The following is a 1,529-nucleotide window of genomic DNA, read 5'->3' as shown; positions in this document are numbered from 1 at the left end:
CTAGTACGGCAGCCGCCATTTGCTGTGTGAGCTGGGACGACGTGGTGCCGGGCCGGCGTGAGTTTCTGGCGGAATCCCCGTACAACGAGAGCAGCCGCTCGTGATCATGTCTGTGTGACGAGAACAAGATCCAAAGCGGCTGCTGCCCTCATCGTAGAGGCCAGGCGGGTGCAACGGAACCTCGACGACCTCATGACCGCGCTGGCCCCAATGTTCCCCCGGATCGAACCGCGACTGCAGGCCGCCAAGTACGTCCGGGCCGTGATGTCCGAGCTGCCCCGGCGCAACGGCTGGACGATCGCCGAGTGGATCGGTGACCGCCGTCCGGACGCCACCCAGCGCCTGCTGAACCGGGCCCGATGGGACACCGCGGGCGCGATGAGTACCGTCCGCCGCTTCGCCGTGGCCCGGCTGGATGCCGCCGCCCGGCCGGGCAGCCTGACCGTCGGCGTGCTGGACGAGTCCGGCCAGGAGAAGAAGGGCACGGCCACGGCAGGCGTCAAACGCCAGCACATGGGGTGCGCCGGCGGTATCGACAACGGCATCAACACCGTCTACCTGGCCTACGTGCGCGCCGGGGCAGGGCACGCGCTGATCGGCGCCCGGCAATGGATCCCCGCCGAGCAGATCAGCGACCCGGTCACCGCCATCACCACCGCTCTGCCGCTGGACCTCAGCTTCGCGACCAAGGGCGAACTGGCCATCGGCCTGCTGCGCGAGGCCTACGCCGACGGCGTGCGCCTGGACTTCGTGACCGGTGACGAGGTCTACGGCGCCTGCACCAAGCTGCGCACCTATCTGGAGAACCACGGCCAGGCCTACGTGCTGCGCATCCGCGCCACCTTCACCCTCACCCTCGGCGGCGGCACCTGCCTGAGCTGTGAACAAGCCGTGGCCAAGCACCTGCGGCCCAAACGCCGGTGGACCATCCGCTCAGCCGGGCACGGTTCCAAGGGCGAACGCACCTATGCCTGGGCGTGGATCGCCACCGCCAGCCCTGCCCACTTCCTGCTGGTCCGCAAGCACCGCACCACCGGTGAGCTGGCCTTTCACTACTGCTTCGTGCCCGCCGGTCAGCCGGCCACCCTGGCCCGCCTCGTCTCAGCCGCCGGGTTGAGATGGCCGGTGGAGGAGAGCTTCCAGGCCGGCAAGGACCTGTTCGGCCTGGACGAGTCCCAGGTCCGCCTCTATGAGGCACTACTGCGGCACCTCGTGCTGGTCATGGCTGCCCTGGCCGTCTGCGCGGTCACCGCCGCCGCAGCCCGGCATGGAGCCGACACCCAGGCCGGCCGCCCCACGCATCCCAATGAAGCGCCGCCTGCCGACCCTGGCCTGATCCCGTTGACGGTCGCCGAGGTCAAGCGCCTGTTCAACGCCGTCACCGGACATCCACCAACGCTGGAACACACCGTCCACTGGTCGACCTGGCGGCGCCGCCATCAAGCCCGCGCCCGCTGGTTCCATCACCGAGCCCGCCTGACCACCGCCTATCTCCAGGTCAACTAACGAATGGCGGCTGCCGTACTAGG

At 69.1% G+C, this 1,529-nt stretch carries 1 protein-coding gene; it reads left to right on the top strand.

Annotation, left to right across the window (positions count from 1 at the left end; all coding sequences use genetic code 11):
* Positions 1–168: 168 nt before the first annotated feature.
* The gene (locus AC5L3X_RS39105; protein WP_494863842.1) at positions 169–1,506 is read left to right on the top strand and encodes an IS701 family transposase; all 1,338 of its coding nucleotides are present in this window, start codon (positions 169–171) and stop codon (positions 1,504–1,506) included.
* Positions 1,507–1,529 lie beyond the last annotated feature (23 nt).

The sequence above is a fragment of the Nonomuraea sp. CX421 genome (assembly GCF_059358955.1).
Note: the sequence above shows the minus strand (reverse complement) of the source record. Positions and strands in the feature narration are given on the sequence as shown.